General features: G+C 71.3%; 11 protein-coding genes. 2 read left to right on the top strand and 9 right to left on the bottom strand.

The genetic code is table 11. The features are described from left to right. Window positions 1-34 precede the first annotated feature (34 nt). The 5 genes from LZG04_RS26605 to LZG04_RS26585 form a co-directional block, all read right to left on the bottom strand. On the bottom strand, window positions 35-1,012 hold the full coding sequence (locus LZG04_RS26605; protein ID WP_233821646.1) for an L-threonylcarbamoyladenylate synthase: 978 nt from the start codon (window positions 1,010-1,012) through the stop codon (window positions 35-37). A 202-nt stretch (window positions 1,013-1,214) separates the two neighbouring features. Continuing rightward, window positions 1,215-1,652 carry an ATP-binding protein gene (locus LZG04_RS26600; protein ID WP_233821644.1) on the bottom strand — a complete coding sequence of 146 codons (438 nt, stop codon included), beginning with the start codon at window positions 1,650-1,652 and terminating at the stop codon, window positions 1,215-1,217. 133 nt (window positions 1,653-1,785) lie between these two features. Continuing rightward, entirely contained in the window at window positions 1,786-2,154 is a 369-nt protein-coding gene (locus LZG04_RS26595) for an STAS domain-containing protein (RefSeq protein ID WP_233821642.1), read from the bottom strand. A 201-nt stretch (window positions 2,155-2,355) separates the two neighbouring features. Next, complete coding sequence (locus LZG04_RS26590) at window positions 2,356-2,673, bottom strand: STAS domain-containing protein (protein WP_233821640.1); 318 nt, start codon at window positions 2,671-2,673, stop codon at window positions 2,356-2,358. Then, complete coding sequence (locus tag LZG04_RS26585) at window positions 2,673-6,827, bottom strand: SpoIIE family protein phosphatase (protein WP_233821638.1); 4,155 nt, start codon at window positions 6,825-6,827, stop codon at window positions 2,673-2,675. Before LZG04_RS26585 ends, LZG04_RS26590 begins: the two co-directional genes overlap by 1 nt. A 338-nt stretch (window positions 6,828-7,165) precedes the next feature. Between LZG04_RS26585 and LZG04_RS26580 the strand changes: the two genes are divergently transcribed. Together LZG04_RS26580 and LZG04_RS26575 are read left to right on the top strand one after the other, a co-directional pair. After that, the gene (locus tag LZG04_RS26580; RefSeq protein WP_233821636.1) at window positions 7,166-7,522 is read left to right on the top strand and encodes an STAS domain-containing protein; all 357 of its coding nucleotides are present in this window, start codon (window positions 7,166-7,168) and stop codon (window positions 7,520-7,522) included. A 343-nt stretch (window positions 7,523-7,865) separates the two neighbouring features. Beyond that, window positions 7,866-9,071, top strand: a complete 1,206-nt coding sequence (locus tag LZG04_RS26575; RefSeq protein ID WP_233821634.1) for a glycoside hydrolase family 5 protein — start codon at window positions 7,866-7,868, stop codon at window positions 9,069-9,071. A gap of 18 nt (window positions 9,072-9,089) precedes the next feature. Here the strand turns inward: LZG04_RS26575 and LZG04_RS26570 are convergent, their stop codons facing one another. The 4 genes from LZG04_RS26570 to LZG04_RS26555 form a co-directional block, all read right to left on the bottom strand. Beyond that, complete coding sequence (locus LZG04_RS26570; protein ID WP_233821824.1) at window positions 9,090-11,633, bottom strand: bifunctional lysylphosphatidylglycerol flippase/synthetase MprF; 2,544 nt, start codon at window positions 11,631-11,633, stop codon at window positions 9,090-9,092. Window positions 11,634-11,638: 5 nt separating this feature from the next. Next, window positions 11,639-12,808 (bottom strand): esterase family protein, encoded by a 1,170-nt coding sequence (locus LZG04_RS26565; RefSeq protein WP_233821632.1) that lies wholly within the window; start codon window positions 12,806-12,808, stop codon window positions 11,639-11,641. A 338-nt stretch (window positions 12,809-13,146) separates the two neighbouring features. After that, the gene (locus LZG04_RS41975) at window positions 13,147-14,235 is read right to left on the bottom strand and encodes an ABC transporter ATP-binding protein (protein WP_267937930.1); all 1,089 of its coding nucleotides are present in this window, start codon (window positions 14,233-14,235) and stop codon (window positions 13,147-13,149) included. A gap of 256 nt (window positions 14,236-14,491) precedes the next feature. After that, entirely contained in the window at window positions 14,492-17,185 is a 2,694-nt protein-coding gene (locus tag LZG04_RS26555; RefSeq protein WP_233821630.1) for an RICIN domain-containing protein, read from the bottom strand. Window positions 17,186-17,346: the final 161 nt, after the last annotated feature.

Genomic DNA, 17,346 nt, shown 5'->3' with positions numbered 1-17,346 from the left:
CCGCGCCCGCTCGGCCGTGCCCCCGGCCGCGGGGTCACTCGGAGAGCCGGGGCCCCGCGGCGCGGCGCAGCCGGTTGGCGATCGCCAGCCCCAGCTCCTGCTCCACCGGCAGGGACGCGACGATGAGGTCGCACCCCTGCCGGTCGAACTCGCGCAGGAACCCGTACAGCCCGCGCGCGTAGGCGGCCATCGAACTCGGGACGGCCACCACGGCGTGCGCCTTCACCTCGGCGCCGGCCAACGCGGGTGGGAGGAGAACGCCCACGCGGTGCCCTCGGTCGAGCGCGAGTTCCGCTTCCGCCACCACGTTCTCGGGTTCGACGAGCACGACCCGCGCGCGCGGCGCGTAGTGGGACGGGTGCTGGCCCGGCACGCGGACGCGGCTCGTCGAGTGGACCTCGATCGGGTGCCCCAGCACCGCCTCCAGCTCCTCGCGGGTGACCCCGCCGGGCCGCAGGACGCTCGGGACGTCGCCCGTGGCGTCCACGATGGTCGACTCGACGCCCACCTCGCACCGGCCGCCGTCCAGCACGAAGTCCACCGCGTCGCCCAGTTCGGCGCGCACGTGGTCCGCCGTCGTGGGGCTGACCGAACCGAAGCGGTTGGCGGACGGTGCCGCCACACCGCCGCCGAAGGCCGAGAGCAGCGCGAGCGCGACGGAGTGGTCGGGCACCCGCACCGCCACCGTCTCCAGTCCGCCGGTCGCCTCCAGCGGCACCCGGCGGCCGCGCCGCAGGACCAGCGTCAGCGGCCCCGGCCAGAAGCGCTCGGCGAGCACGCGCGCGGTCTCGGGGACGTCCTCGACCCAGTCACCCAGGTCCTCCACCCGGCCGAGGTGGACGATCAGCGGGTGCGACGGCGGACGCCCCTTGACCTGGAAGACCCGCGCCACCGCGGCGGGGTCCTCGGCGCTGGCGCCGAGCCCGTAGACCGTTTCGGTCGGGAAGGCCACCAGACCACCGGCTCGAAGCACGCCGGCGGCCTTCTCGACATCACCACTCCTCGCGAACACTCTCGCGATTCTGTCACCCACCCGCTCCCGGTCCGCCGGGGCCTCATCAGCGCACGACGACCGGCGAACGGCAAGCGCGGTGCGCCGTGGCGGACCGGCCCGCGTCCGCCGCGGGTGACGCGGGCGCAGTCGCCGTGCACGACCGCGCTGGAGCGCCGCTCCGCGGCAGGTGTCCCGAGGACACCGGGTGCGCGTGGATCGGCTAGCCGGCCGCCGGCGACGGCGGCGACAGCACGGCCCACACCGTCTTGCCGACCGCGTGGCGCACGGCTCCCCACTGCCGGGACAACCGGTCGACGAGCACCATCCCCCGACCCCGGGTCACGCGGACCGAGGACCGACCCACGACCGGCACCTGCGGTGACAGGTCGGTCACCTCGACCCGGACGTGGTCGCGGGTGCGCCGAAGCCGCACGTACAGCGGGTGTTGGCCGTGTTCGTACGCGTTGGCGACCAGCTCGCACACCACCAACTGGGCGTCGGCGACCTCGTCCGCGGTCAGGTCCGCGAGGGCCTCGCCGGTCCACCGCCGCACCTCCGCCAGCGCGGGAGCGTCATCCTCCAGTTCCAGGACCAGGGGTTCGGGCGGCTCGGCGGATCGGGATCCGGGCTGGTTCGGGTTCTCCCCACCGGTGATCACGGTCGTCCTTCCTCACGATGGCTCGGTGTCGTGACCTGATACCCCTGAGGTCGATCGACGACACGCGCCCGTGATCACCCGATGTGGTCTGCCGGCGATCGGGACCACGGCACGGCGAGGCGCGGACCCCGCGTCACTGGCCGTCGGCGGCGGCCTTGAGCGCGTCGTCCAACGTCTGGTGCAGGGGCAGCAACCTGTCCATGGCGGTCACTTCCAGGGAGCGCCGCACGCTCCGGCTCGCCACGACGTGCACCGGTCGCCCCCGGTTCGCCGCGTTGTGCACGCGGATCCGGCCGAGCGCGGCGATCCCGGAGGAGGCGAAGAAGGTGACCCCGGACAGGTCGAGCACCAACGCGCCCACCCCGGCGTCGATCAGTTCCAGGCAGCGCTCGCTCAACGCGTCGCTGTTGGACATGTCGATGTCGCCGGTGACGCTGACCACGGTCGCGTCGCCGTAACTGTTGCTGGTGAGCCCAAAGGTGGGCGCGTCGGGAGCGTTCACGGTTACATCATCGCCGGTAGACGGCCTTTGGCATAGTCGCCGGACGGCATCGACCGCTGTGGAACGCGCGTGCGGCGGACAGTGCGCAAGTCGAGCGATCCTCGGCGGTTCAAACCATGACGCTGATCACGTGCCAACGGCATGCCGAGGAGGCACGACATCCCGCCGTACGTTCTCTTAACGCCTCGCGACCCGCATTGGTTACGGCCGCCCGTCAGATTCCGTCGAATCCGCCAAGCCGTGGATCGTGGTCACGGTGTTGAGCCCCGAGAAGGTCATGACCGGGGCCAGGAGCGGCGTGGCCACGAGTTCGATGCGGTCGGCGTGGGCGAACAGGACGCTCAACCCGGCGCTGTCGAGGTACTCGACCCCGGTGAGGTCCACCAGGATCCGTCCGGGGAGGTCGTCGAGCGCGGCGGTGAGGGCGGGCGCGTTGCTCATGTCGATCTCGCCGACGACCGTGAGGGTCGTGGTGCCGTCCGGACCGCGGTCGGGCGTCAGCGTGAGCGGTGTGGTCATCAGGGGATCCTCAAGTGCATGTCGACGGTCGTGCCGACCGGGCCGGGGGTGATGGTGACCCGCTGCATCAGCGCCCGCATCAGGGCGACACCCCGCCCGCGGTGCGCGTTGAGCTCGGGCTGGGGCGTCTTCCAGCGGCCGGTGTCGGCCACGGTCAGGTACAGGTCCCCGACCAGCGCCTCGGCCCTCAGCCGCACCTCGTCGGGCGTCGTGCCGCGGTAGCCGTGCTCGATGGCGTTGGCGCAGGCCTCGCCGGCGGCGACCAGGACGCTCTGCATGGCCTGCGGTGGCAGCCCGCACTGTTCCAGCCAGCTCCGCAGGGTCCTGCGGACCGGTGCGAGCTGGGCGGACTCGGCCGGGAAGGTCAGCTCCAGCGGGGCCGGGTGGCGGTAGAGCAGCAGGGCGACGTCGTCGTCGTAACCCCCGGCGGGGGCCAGCCGGTCCATGACCCGGGTGGCGAGCTCGTCGAGAGCGGTGTCGCGGCCGTCCTGCACGGCCGCGCCGGCCTGGTCGATGCCCTCGGTCAGCGGGCGACGGCGGCGCTCCACGAGCCCGTCGGTGTACATCAACAGGGTGGCGCGGGCGGGCAGGGTGCACTCGGCCTCGGGGCGGTTGACGCCCGGCCTCACCGCGAGCGGGGTCGAGCGCCCCTCTTCGAGCAGCCGGGTCGTGCCGTCGGGATGGGCCAGGATGGCGGGCGGGTGCCCGGCGCTGGAGTAGGTCAGGTGACCGGTCGCCGGGTCCAGGACGCCGCAGAAAGCGGTGGTGCACAGCGCGCCGGGCAGACCCGCGGCGAAGTGGTCGAGGGCCATGAGGGTCCGGGCGGGGCCGGTCTCCTGCAACAGCAGCGCGCGACAGGCGCTGCGCAGTTGCCCCATGACGGCGGCGGCCTTCAGGCCGCGGCCGACGCAGTCCCCGACGACGATCCCGATGCGACCGTCGGGCAGGGCGACCGTGTCGTACCAGTCGCCGCCGATCTCCAGCGGTCGAGCGGCGGGTTCGTAGCGGACGGCGAAGCCGTCGGGCAGCTCGACGGGGCCGAGCATGGCGCGTTGCAGCGCCAGTGCCGTTTCCCGTTGCTGGTCGATCTGGTGCGCGCGGGTGAGCCCCTGGGCGAGGTGGCCGGCCAGCACGGACAGCAGGAGCTCGTCCTGGTCGGTGAAGGGGCGGCGGTCGTCCAGGTCCAGCCAGAGCACCATGACGCCGTCCGGGTGTTCCAGGGTGACGCCGGTACCCGTGGCGCCGCGGGCGGCCGGGCTCAGCGCGGGGCGCCCCCGCAGTGCGCTGATGTCCGCGCGCTGCTGTTCGGGCAGCTCAGCCCAGGACACGGGGTCGGTGGCGGTCAACGACGGCTCGTCGCGGTCGGTGAAGACGGCGGCCAGGACGCGCGGCGCGCGCCAGAGGTCCTTGACCTCGTCCAGGGCCCCGGACAGGGCTTCGGCGAGGCTGGGCGCGGCGGACAACCGCATGCTCAGCACCGCCAGGGCGGTGTCGCGTTGGATCGCGTAGTGCTCGGCGGTGACGTCGCGGAACGTGCCCACGACCACGGTGCGCCCGGTGTCGGGGTCGCGGACCGGGTTGAACATGACGCTGACCCACACCGGGTGGCCGTCCCGGTGCGTCACCGGGACGGTGCAGCTGCCCCGGCCGTCGCCGAGCAGGCCGGAGAAGGCGTCGGCGACCTGGCGGTGGGCCTCGGGGTCGGTGTCGGCGTCGGGCCACCAGGGGTGGATCGGCGTGTAGGGCAGCCCTTCGGGGCCGTAGCCGAGGATGTCGGTGAACGCGGCGTTGATCTCCACCACGGCGCCGTCCTCGTCGCAGACGAAGAACGCCTCCTGCAACGAGTCGATCAACGCGGTCCGCCAGCGGGCGTGGTGGTTGCGCAGCCGAGACAGCTCGACGTTCGCCCGGACCCGGGCCAGCAGCTCGACCGCCGCGAACGGCTTGACGAGGTAGTCGTCGGCACCGGCCCGGAGACCTTCGATGGACGCCTCCTGGCCGGCGCGGGCGGACAGCAGCAGCACCGGGACCGCCGCGGTGCGCGGGTCGGTGCGCAGGGCGGCGACCAGCGACAGCCCGTCCAAGCGGGGCATCATCACGTCGCTGACGACCAGGTCCGGGATCCGGGCGCGGGCCGCCTCCAGCGCTTCGACGCCGTCGGTGACGGCGTGGACCTCGTAGCCGCCGCCCGACAGCAGCCGGGTGAGGTACTCGCGCATGTCGGCGTTGTCGTCGGCGACCAGCACCGTCGCGGCCACCGCGGGGGCCGTCGCGGCGCCGGTGTTCGAGTCCCTGACGTGCGCCAAGGCGGTATCGCCCGGTGCCGTGGGCAGCCAGCGCAGCGCTTCCTGCACGTACGGGTCGGCGGTGGCGGACACCGCGGCGGGGTTCGCGGCGTCCGACACGGCGTCGGCGGGCAGGTGGGCCGAGCCGAACGGCAGGCGGATGGTGAAGCGGGTGCCCTCGCCCTCGACGCTGTCGGCGGTGATCGTGCCGCCGTGCAGGCCCACCAGCTCCCGCACCAGGGCGAGCCCGATGCCGCTGCCCTCGTTGGAGCGGGACCGCGCGTTCTCGATGCGGTGGAAGCGCTCGAACAGCCGCGGCATCTCGTGCGACGGCACGCCGATGCCGGTGTCGGTCACCGTGACCACCGCCTCACCCTCGCCGGCGCGCACCGAGATCCCGACCGAGCCCTGGAAGGTGAACTTCACCGCGTTGCTGAGCAGGTTGAGCACCACCTTCTCCCACATGCCGAGGTCGACGTGGACCGGTTCGGGCAACGGCGGGCAGTCGACCTCGAAGGCGAGTCCCGCCTTGTCGATCGCCGAGCGGAAGACGCTGGCCAGCTCGGCGGTGACGGCGGCCAGGTCGACCGGCGCGTAGCTCGCCTGCATCCGTCCCGCCTCGATGCGGGAGAAGTCCAGCAGGGTGTTGACCAGCTTGCCCAGCCGCAACCCGTTGCGGTGGACGATCGCCAGCTCCTGGCTCGCCCGGGGCTCCGACTCCGCCAGCCGGTCCCGCAGCTCCTGCACCGGCCCCATGATCAGGGTGAGCGGCGTGCGGAACTCGTGGCTGATGTTGGAGAAGAACGCCGTCTTCGCGCGGTCCAGCTCGGCCAGCTCCTCCGCCCGCCGCTGCTGGGCCTGGTAGCTGCGGGCGGAGGCGATGCCCGCCGCGAGGTGACCGGCGACCAGCTCGACGAACCCCCGGTACCCCTCGTCCAACGGGCGGTAGCGGTTCAGCCCCGCCACCACGAAACCGTAGGGCGCACCGCCCTGTTGTTGCAGCGGTGCCACGAGCGCCCGCACGGGCGGATCCGGCCAGTCCCCGCTCGGCAACCCGGCGAACGCCGGCCCGTCCAGCTCCACCAGCGCGGACTCGCCCCGGGCCAGGGCCGCCAGGGGCCACGGCCCGTCCGGGTCGTCGGCGGGCAACGTCCCCGGACCGGCCGGGTGCCCGGCGGCGATCCCGGTCGAGCCCGCCAGCCGCGCGGAGCCGTCCCCGGTGAACAGGTAGGTCAACGTGAACGGCAGGTCCCGCAGGTTGCGGTCCAACTGCCGGCACGCGAAGGCGAGGGTCTCCTGCTCGGTGCGCACCACGCTGGGGTCCGAGCCCAGGTCCCGCAGCGTCGCCATCCGCCGCTCGCCGATGACGCGTTCGGTGTCCTCGCTGACCACGCACAACATGCCGACCACGACACCCGCGTCGTCGCGCAGCGGGCTGTAGGAGAACGTGTGGTAGCTCTCCTCCGGGTACCCGGACCGCTCCAGGAACAGCAGCAACGCCTCGTCCCAGGTCGCCTTGCCGGTGGTCAGCACGGTGTCGATCCGGGGACCGATGTCGCCCCAGATCTCCGCCCACACCTCGTCCGCCGGGCGGCCCAGCGCCCAGGGGTACTTGCGTCCCAGCGTGTCCCGCCGGTACGCGGCGTTGCAGAAGAACGTCAGCTCCGGTCCCCACGCCAGCCACATGGGGAAGCGGGAGGACAGCAGGATGCTCACGGCCGTGCGCAGGCTCTGGGGCCAGCCGTCCGGCGGACCGAGCGGGCTCGCCCGCCAGTCCACCGCGGCGAGGTCCCGACCCACCTCGTCGTCGACGGCGAACACGTCGACTCCCGCCGGTCGCGGTTCGTGCCCGGCGTCGTCGGAACGCATCACCGCAAACCCCTTCGTCCATGCCGACCACCGTCGGCATCCGCCCACCCGGCGCTCGCGGTCCCCGGCGACTGCCGGCCACCGCAGGCCGGTGAGAAGGCCGTAGAATAAGTCAGCCGTCCCAGGTGCGCGCACGCCCGTGCGCGAACTGCGGACGCGAGCCGGCACTCGGATGGGACGGACAGCGGCATGACGGACGGACGGCGGCGGATCGATGCCGTGAGCCCGGGTTGCCGTGCGGCCGCGGTGGCGATCGTGGAGACCTGATCCCGGCGCAGGAGCCCTCGCTCCTCTCCCTTCTGATGACGACCAGCCCGAACCGCAGCACAGGAGACCCGGTGACCGACCAGCCCCTCACCGTCGCCCTCGACCCCCACCCGGCGGGACCCACCGTGCTGCGGGTGGTCGGGGAACTCGACCACCACACCACCCGCCAGGTGCGAGAGGTGCTCGACACCATCCCCTTCGCCCGGGACGCCGGTCTGGTCATCGACGCGACGGACCTCGCATACTGCGACTCCACCGGCATCAGCCTGCTCGTCACCACCTACCAGCGCGCACAGGCCGCCGGCAGCCGTTTCGCCCTCGCCGGCCTCAGCCGCGAGCTGACGCGCCTGCTGCAGATCGTCGGGCTGGACAAGATCCTGCCCCTCCACCCCACCGTGGACGACGCCGTCAACGCCCAGCGCTCGTGACGTCGGAATTGCCCCACCCGGCCCGCTGATCCCGGCGGAATGCCGACCGGCCGCCCGTTCGACCAATTCGACCACGAATTCGACAATCACGGTCGTCGCGTCACGGGCGGACGGTGTCGGGTGATCCCTTGACGCTTTTCGACCGCCCGCGCTACAGTCCCTTTTCGGAAAGCGCTTTCCGTTCGCAGTCGACCGACTCCTCACGCCCCCACCGGCGAGTTCGGCCACCACGGAACCGCTGGTCCGCGCGCTTGCGCAGCCGACACCGCGTCGAACGAGGAATCGAATCACGGGAACAACGGCACGGGGTTGTTCACACCTTCACACCGGAGAGGCAGCACCCATGGTTTCCCAGGCCAGGAAGATCGGCGTCAGCCTGCTCGCCGCCATATCGGCGGTCGTCGTAGCGGTATCGGGTCCCACCGGTCAGGCGTCGGCCGGTGCCACGGCGCAGCTGAACGCCGCGCAGATCGTCGCCGACATGGGCGCGGGCTGGAACTTGGGCAACCAGCTCGAGGCCAACGCCAACGGGTACCCCAGCGAAACGGCGTGGGGGCTGCCGACCGTCACGCAGGCCCTCATCGACCGGGTGAAGGCGTCCGGGTTCAAGACGATCCGGATCCCGGTCTCCTACCTGAACAACATCGGCCCCGGCCCCAATTACACGATCAACGCGTCCTGGCTGAACAGGATCCAACAGGTCGTCGACTACGCCTACAACCGCGGCCTGTACGTGCTGGTCAACATGCACGGCGACGGCTACAAGACCATCAACGGCTCGTGGTTGATCTGCGACTCGTCCGCGCAGACGACGATCAAGGCCAAGTACCAGAAGGTGTGGCAACAGGTCGCGCAGCGGTTCCAGAACTACGACCAGCGGCTGATCCTCGAATCCATGAACGAGGAGTTCGACGGGCAGTACGGCCGGCCGACCCAACCGTGCTACTCGAACATCAACGACTACAACCAGATCTTCGTCGACACCGTGCGCCGGGCCGGCGGGAACAACAGCTCCCGGTGGTTGCTGGTGCCGGGGTGGAACACGAACATCGACTACACCGCGGGCAACTACGGCTTCCGCCTGCCGACCGACCAGTACCGCTCCCCCGGCATCCCGAGCACCGAGAAGCGGATCATGATCTCGGTCCACTACTACTCCCCGTGGGACTTCGCCGGCGAGGAGAACGGCACCATCACGCAATGGGGTCGCGGGGCCACCAACCCGTCGCGCCGGTCGACCTGGGGCCAGGAAGACTACCTCGACGCCCAGTTGAAGCTGATGTACGACGCGTTCGTCGTGAAGGGGTACCCGGTCGTCGTCGGCGAGTACGGCTCGATCGACAAGACCTCGTTCGACTCGTCGAACAACAGGTACCGCGCCGACTTCGCGCGGGCCATCGTGTCCACGTCCAAGAAGTACGGCGCGGCCACCGTCTACTGGGACAACGGCGTGAACGGGCGGTACGGGTTCGGGCTGTTCGACCGCCGTTCCTACGCCGTGACGCAGCAGGGGATCATCGACGCGATCATGACCGGCGTCCGGGGCTGACGGCCGGGCCCGCCGCGGTCAGGAGCGGGTGATCATCTTGGTGGCGAGGCGGACGCCCTGGCGCACGTTGACGTGGGGCAGGTAGGCGCGGCTGACCGCGTTCGCGATGCGCGGCAGGGCGGCCGAGTCCGGGTAGGCCATGAACATCGGCCGGTAGGTCGGCTGGAACTTCGCCTTGAACGCGAACAGCGAGCGGAACCCGTACACCGGCTCCAGCACCTGGCCGGTGAGGTCGAGCACCCGTTGCAGGGCGCGTGGGCGTTCGCCGCGGTCCAGCCGGGCCAGCGGCGCGCCGGACAGGCTCAGGAACCGCACCCCTTCGGCCTTCAGCTCCAAGGCCGCGGAGGCGATCAGGAACTCCATCGCGCCGCGGAACCCGTTGGCGCGGCGGCGCATGAAGTCCAGCGTGTACCCGACGACCTCGCCGTCGGCGTACACCGGCAGCCAGCTCGTGACGCCGTGCACGGTGCGGTCGGCGTCGACGGCGAGCAGGCAGCGCACCCCGTCGCCGGTGAGCTCCTCCAGGCCGCCGAGCGTGAAGCCCATCTCGGGCAGGCCCTTGTCCGCCACCCACTCCGCGGAGATGGAGCGGATCTGGTCGGTGATCGCGTACGGCGCGTCGGCGTAGGTGCACCACTCGGCGGTGATGCCGGCCTTGGCCGCCTTGTTCAACGCCGTCCGCACGTCCTGCCACTTCTTGCCGGTGAACCGCAGCGCGTCCAGCTCGATCACGGTGTCCTCGGCGACCTGCACCGCCGACCAGCCCAGGCCCTCCGCCATGGCCCTCGTGTCGGCGTCGACGCTGTACAGGCAGGGCGTCCAGCCGTTCTCCTGGCAGAACTCGGCGAACCCGCGCACGGCGTCCACCCGCGCCGGCCCGATGGGGTCGCCGACGGTCAGCGCGATCGTGGCCACCACCCGGTACGCGATCGCCGTCTGCCCGTCCGAGGTGAACCAGTACTGGTTGCCGCGCCACGTCGCCATGTACGACAACGACGAGCCGCCGTACCGCCGCACCAGCTCGCCCGCGTGCGCCGCCCGTTCCGCCGACGACGACGGCCACGCGCGCCACGACGCCATCAGCAGGCCGACCAGCACGATCAGCCAGAACACCACGCCGGTGTACTCGAACAGCAGCGTGCCGAGGAACCCGTTCGCCTCGAACTGCAACGGGACCAGCCCGAGCAGGTAGCCCGGCGGCAGGAAGCGCTTGGGCAGGTCCGCGAGCAGCTGCGCGAACCCCGGCTCCGGCGTGAACTCCTCGCGCACCAGGTACCCGCCGAAGACGTACAGCGCCGACAGCAGCCCGACGCTGCCCAGCGTGAACCGCCAGAACTTGCCGATCGCGTGCCGGGGCAGCTTCACGGTGAAGCGACGGCGCGTCACCAGCAGCACGACGGTGATGGCGAGCGGTCCCACGATGGGGACGCTGTAGGAGAACACGTTCTCCAGCACGCCGATGTCCCGGATCTGCACGGCTTCGGCGACGTACCACCCGATGAACCCCGCGTGCGCCAGGTTGCACACCATGGCCGACCACCACGCGAACCGCCGCCCGCGCCGCAGCCCTTCGGCGAGCACCAGCAGCAGCAACGCCGGCAGCAGGGACATGACCAGCGCGGGCAGCCGCCCGTAGGACAGCTGGATCGTCATGGTCCGGCACAGCTCGACGGCGTCCGAGCCGCACACCGCGTCGACGTCCTCCTGCGCGGGCTGCACGACCGCCACCACGTCGGAGTACCACGACAGCGGGCCGTTCGGGAACGGCGACATCATCACCACGACCGGCCCGAGGGCCGACGCCGCGACCAGCAGCCCGACCAGGACCCGGGTCTCGGCCAACGTGCGGGGTCTGCGGTCCGCGTCACCGCGCAGGAACAGCAGGCCGATCAGCAGCCCGACCACACCGCTCGCCAGCCTCAGCAGGTCCTCCAGCCACCCGGAGTACAGCGCGAGCACCAGCACCGACAAGCCGATGATGAGCCGGACGCGGCGCCGCCACAGCACGGGCATCCGGAACGTCAGCGCCAGCGCGAGCCCCACCCCGCCGAACGACGGCCCGGCCGCGACCGAGCCCACCAGCGAGTCGGGCCACGTCCAGCCCATGTCGCTGCCGATCAGCACCAAGCCCGAGCCCAGGAACACGCCGATCAGGTGGGAGGCGAGGAAGATCGCCGCCGTGCGCAGGGGCCCGAGCTCACGCTCGGCCAGCGTGCCGAAGACCAGCAGGAGCACGGTGGTCGCCACGTAGCCGGTCAGGTCCATCGACCACAGCGCCGACGACAGCGCGGTCCACAGCGGGGTGTCGGTGCCGAAGCCGATGACGGCGAGCAGGTCGTCGTTCGGGTCGCCCAACGCGCCGGTCAACGCGCCCACGGTCCAGAACACGACGAGCGCGGTGCAGGTCAGGGGCGCGGTCCGGAACAGCAGGCCGACCAGCCGGCTGAGCCTGCCCACGACGCGGGCGAGGGCGGTCGGCGCACTGTCGGCGGGGACGCTCGTCGCCTCCCCGGCCGGATGGGGCGCGGGACGTTCCCGGGTCGGACGCGCGCGGTGGGGCATCTCGGTCACCCGCTCAGCCCCGTCCGCGCGGCGAGCCACGGCAGGGAGTCGTAGAAACCGGCTCGCCACACGTTCCAGTCGTGGCCTCCCGGCAGTTCCTTCCACACCACGTCCATGCCGGCCGCGCGGCAGGCGTCGAACACCTCGGCGTCGGCCTGGCGGTAGGACGTGTCGCCGGAGCCCGCGACGATCACGCCCGCGGTCCGCGGGAACCGCTCGCGGGCCAGGACGTCCATCGGGTTGACCCGCGCGAACGCCGCCTCGTCACCGTCGAACGCGGCCCGCACGGTCTCGGCGCGCGTGCCGAGCGACGGTTCACGCTGGCCGGAGAGGTCGATGAAGTTCGCGTACACCTCCGGCGCGCGCACGGCGAGCTGGAGCGAGCACGTGCCGCCCTGCGAGAGGCCCGCGATGGTCCAGGCCTCGCGGCGGTCGTCGACCGTGAGCCGCCCTTTGATCCACGCGGGCACGTCGCGGGCCAGGTAGGTCTCCGACTGACCCAGCTTCGAGTCCAGGCACAGCGGGTTCGCCGTCTCCGAGCCGAGCTGGTCGGCCACGACCACGATCGGCGCGAGCCCGTCGTGCCCGCGCGCGAACGCGTCCATGTTGTCCGCGAGCCGGCCCGCGTCGAACCAGTTGCGCGGCGAACCGGGTTGGCCCGCGAGCAGAACCACGACCGGCAACCGGGGGCGAGGCGTCGCCGCGTACGCGGGAGGCAGGTAGATCCACGCCGGGCGGGCCGGGAACCCGCCGGGGATGCTCGCCTCGGACACCGTGCCGCGGTCGGGCAGGTCCGCGGGCTTGCGCCACACGTCGGCCAGCTTGCCGCCCGCGGGCACCTCGACCACGCTCGACGCGGGCGGCGCGACCTCGTCGAGGTCGACCCGGCTGTCGGTGAGCGCGTCGAGCACGGCCCGTGACGTGGGGTAGAAGCCGAAGAACGCGTTCGCCGCGGTGACCGCGCTCGCCGTCACGACCAGCACCAGCACCGCGCTCAGCACCCGTGACCACCACCGCGCGGCACGCAGCCGTGCCGCGGCCAGGCACACCGCCACCAGCACCGCGCCCGTCCAGACGGCCAGGATCGCGGGCAGCGGCTCGGGCCACGGCTTCCACACGTGGTCGACCAGGAACACCAGCCCCGCCACGACCACCGCGCACACCGGCACCACCACCGGGACGACCCGCGTCCACCACGTCCGATTCTTCCGAATTGTCAGAGAAATCAACGCGATCGCGCCGGCAGCGGTGGCGACTACAGGGATCGGCCCGTTTACCAGGGACAGGTCCAGTGGGCTGGGCATGTGTTCCGTTCATCAGGAAATCTTCAGGTTCACACCGGGGATCGAGGCCCCTCCCAGGAGATTTACCCCCCGTTCCGCAGTCCGTCAACCTGACGTGTCGAGCGTGACGACGCCGAAGAGAATGCAATGTTTTCGCCACGCACGCACCCGAACGCCGTCCCGCCGACAATCAGCCCGGCGGTGCGGGAAATGCCCGCCCGAGCCGGGAGTCACGGCCGTTCGACGGGCAGCCGGGACCGGGTCACCAGGCCGGTGCCCGCCATCGTGACCAGCGGCACGACGACCACCAGGACGCCGACCTCCACCCACGGCACCGCGATCGGGAACGGGACCGGTGCGGGCCACAGGTCGGCGAAGCGCCGGTCGAGCGCGGTCAGGACGGCGGTGGAGACGCCCACGGCCGCCCCGAGGAGCGAGCCCGACCCGGCGATCACACCGGACCGGCTCAACGAGAGCACCCGCCGCAACCGCGGTGACGCGCCGACGGCCGCCGGCGTGGCGAGATCACCCCGGCCGTCCGCGGCGGTCAGCCCGGTGGCCGGCGCCGACGCGCCGATCGTGACCATCGCGGCGACCACGGCCGGCACCGTGAGCGGTTGACCTGCGGGGCGCGGCACCGATTTCGACGTGCACCAGGAACTCCGCTCCCAGCGCGGCCCGCACGCGGTCGTGGTCAGAGCCAGCCGTTGTCCTCCGCGACCCGGACCGCCTCGGCCCGCGTGCGCGCCCCGGTCTTGCCGATCGCCGCCGGTGTACTCGCGCATCGACTGCCAGAACTGGCGGCGGGTCTCCACGTCCATCGCCACCGTCGGCTCGTCGAGCACCAGCAGGTCCGGGTCGCACACCAGCGCGAGCGCGAACCGCACCCGCTGCTTCTGGCCGCCGGACAGCTTCGTGCAACGGCGGTCGGCCAGCTCACCGACACCCGCCCGGTCGAGCACCTCGGCCACCGGCAGCGGCCGCCGGTGCAGCGCCGCGATCAGGCCGACGGTCTCGGCGACCGTGGCGTCGTCCAGCAGCACGCCGCTCTGGAGCATCGCGCCGACCACGCCCTCGGCCACCGCCTGGCGCGGCGTGCGGCCGAACACGGTCACCTCGCCCCGGTCCGGCGTGGACAGCCCGAGCAGCATGTCGACCGTCGTGGACTTGCCCGCGCCGTTGGGGCCGAGCAGCGCGACGACCTCGCCCGGGGACACCGTGAGGTCGACCCCGTCGACCGCCCGGACCTCGCCGAACGCCTTGTGCAGGTCGCGCATCGCCAGTGCGGCTCCGGCGCGAACGGCTGTTGCGTGTGTCATGGGTGGAGCTTGCGATCCCGGCCGGGTCGGACCGGCTTCCAACCGTCACGATCGCGCCATGACATCTGTCATGGCTCCTGCCCGGCACCCCCTGGGCGCTCGGCGGAGGCGAGAGCACCGTCCACGTCGGCCCGCACCGCCGGTTCGACGCGGCACGCCGTGACCACGTCGACTCACCTGAGGGCGGCCGGCGGCTTGGCCGGTCGGCGTCCTGGGGCCAGGACGACGACCGGCCCAAGGCCCTGTCGGGGTGGAGTCAGTTGCGCAGGCTCCACTGCTGGTTGGTCCCGCCGCCGCAGGACCACAGGATGATCTTGGTCCCGTTCGCGGTGCCGTTGGCGTTGGCGTCCAGGCACAGGCCGGACTGCACGCCGGTGATGGTGCCGTTGGCGTTGACGTTCCACTGCTGGTTCGCCTGGCCGTTGCAGTCCCAGATCACGACCGCGGTGCCGTTGGTGGTGCCCCGGTTGTACGCGTCCAGGCACTTGGTGCCGAACACCTGCAACTGCTTGCCCGAGGTGTAGGTGAAGCGCTGGTTCGTGCCGCCGTGGCAGTCCCACAGCTGGGCCTGCGCGCCGTTGGTCGCGCTCCCGCCGGCGATGTCCACGCACCGACCGGACTGACCGCCCACGATCGTGCCGTTCTGCGGGGAGCCGCCGCCCTGCCGTCGCACGATGGACTTCGACTCGGGTGACCGGTTGCCCTGCGCGTCCACGACGTAGAGCCGGTAGTCGCCGGACGCGGTCGGCAGGTCGATGGTCGACGCCGTGCCGCTCGCCCTGGTCATCGTGGGGCCGACGGCGAAGGTGGTCGTGCCCTGCGGAGCCAGCCACAGCGTCCTGGTCGCGTCACCGATGGCGCGGACGGGGATCGACGTGACACCGGTGCCGGCGAACGTGCCGGCCGGCAGGGCGTAGTCCGGTGAGGACGAAGCGCTCGGCGGCAGGATGTTGCGGTACGGCTCCTCCAACCCGGAGTTCACGGCGATGCCGTAGGCCGCCGCGGGCCAGACGTAGTCGGAGTAGGTGAGGATGTCCTGGATGGTGCTGTTGGGCAGGTTCTTCTGCGACACCTTGTTGATCGGCCCGTAGGTCTGCGTGATGCTCAGGTCGTGCTTGCGCCCGAAGTCGTCGGAGTTGATCATCCAGGTGATGTCCTTGTCGACGCTCAGCACGTTGTCGCGGAACGTGATGTACGCCGAGCCCTCGTCCGGGTGCAGCCCGTACTTGTGACCGGCCGGGACGCCTTGGAGGTAGTTGTCGGTGATCGTGGTACCCGGCTGGCTGCCCAGCGTGTAGATCGGGGCCGTGTCGCTGAGCCGCTGCACGGTGTCGATGATGTGGTTGTGGCTGATGGTGTTGTTCCTCGCCGTGGTGGTCGGCCGGTTCGGCGCGATCGACCCCGACGAGCCGTCGAAGTTCCACCACCCCCAGCCCAGCGTGATGCCCGACCACGGGCTCTTCTCGATCCTGTTGTGCTGCACCGTGAGCGTGTCCACGAAGTACGCCGAGATGGGGCTGTGCCCGTTGAACAGCACGGCGCTGTCGTAGAGGTGGTTGTTCTTGATCTCGATGTTCTTGGGCAGACCCTCGACCTGAACGGGGTACTTCTCGCCGTTGGTCGCCGTGTGGTCACCGATGTAGACGTGCTGCGGGTGTCCCACGTTGATCGCGGAGCCCGCGACGTCGTTGGTGACGTTCCCGGTCAGCTTCGCGTTCTGCACGTCGTTGACCATGCTGATGCCGTCCGCGCCGGTGTGCTGGACCCGGTTGCGGTCGAGGTGGACGCCGTCGGCGTTCTCGATCTGGATCATGCCCGGCACGGTGTCGACGTTGCGGTAGTAGTAGACGTGGAAGTTGCCCTTGACGTACAGGGTGTTGCCGAGGTTGCCCTGCTGCGCCTGCTTGAACGACGAACCCGCCACGCTGAACAGGTTCCAGTCGGAGTGCTGCACGGTGAGGCCCTGGAACGTGATGTTGCGGACGTGGTTGGTCGTGGACGTGCCGGCGAGCCGCAGCAGCGTGGACACGTTGTTCGGCGCGTAGACCGTCGCCGTGGCCATGTTCTCGGCGTCGGCCTTGTAGTAGTAGAGGGTCTTGCTCGTCTTGTCGAAGAAGAACTCGCCCGGTGAGTCGAGGAACTCGTAGGCGTTCATGAACTTGTGGCTGCCGCCGACCTGGTGGTTGCCGTTGAACGCGCCCTGGGCGATCGCCGCGCCCGGCTGCTGGAACAGCGCCACGCGGCTCGCGCCGTCGCTGCTCGTGGTGACCTGGCGGACGCCCGCGATGGCGGTCGTCCACGTCGTCGCGGTCTCGATCTCGATGTCGTCGGCGTTGCGGGAGATGGCGGGGAGGTCGTTCAGGCCGTACTTGGCCCCGTCGCACTGCGAGCCCGATTCCCGGGCCCAGGATGCCTGCCCGGCGGTGACGGTGTACGTGCCGTAGCACCCCTGCGAGGCGATCGTCTTGGTGGCCATGAACGCGCGCTTGTCGTTGACGTAGAGCGCCCGCAGCTTGTTGGCGCGGTTGAGCGGGGCCTTCCAGATGTTGCCGCCGTGCTGGGTCCACCCGGTCACCTGCACGCCACCGGTCAGCACCGGGGTCTCGTTCTGGTAGGCGGCGTACACCACCCGGTACCCGTTCGTGCCGGAGTCGCTCGGCGTGAACTCGACCGTGCTGCTGATCGGGTAGTTGCCCCCGCGCAGGTACACGTAGATGTCGCCGGACATGTTCGCGTTCACCGTGCGGACGACGTCCCGTGCGCGCTGCACGGTCCGGAACGGCGCGGTGACGGTGCCCGGGTTGGCGTCGTTGCCGTCGGGGGCGACGTAGTAGGTCGCCTGGGTGGCGGCCGCGGCCTGGAAGTGGTCGCCGGAGGTCGGCAGCAGCGCAGCGGACACGAACACCGCGATGGCCACCAACGACCTCACGGCGGTATTGGCTGATCTCACCTTCTTCTCCCTTTCGCTGGGTTCCGATCGGACGTGTCGCCGCGCGCGCTGTCCGCGCGTGCACTTCGTGGTACGGGGGGCAGCGCTCGGTGGCCGGGATCGGCACGCGGGATGGCTGCCGGGGCCGCCGACAACGCGACGGGGGCGGAGCCGTCCGGCCC

The organism is Saccharothrix sp. S26 (assembly GCF_021390395.1).
In the GTDB taxonomy this organism is placed as follows: Bacteria; Actinomycetota; Actinomycetes; order Mycobacteriales; family Pseudonocardiaceae; genus Actinosynnema.
The sequence above is the reverse complement of the archived record's forward strand: the minus strand, read 5'-3'. Positions and strand labels throughout refer to the sequence as shown.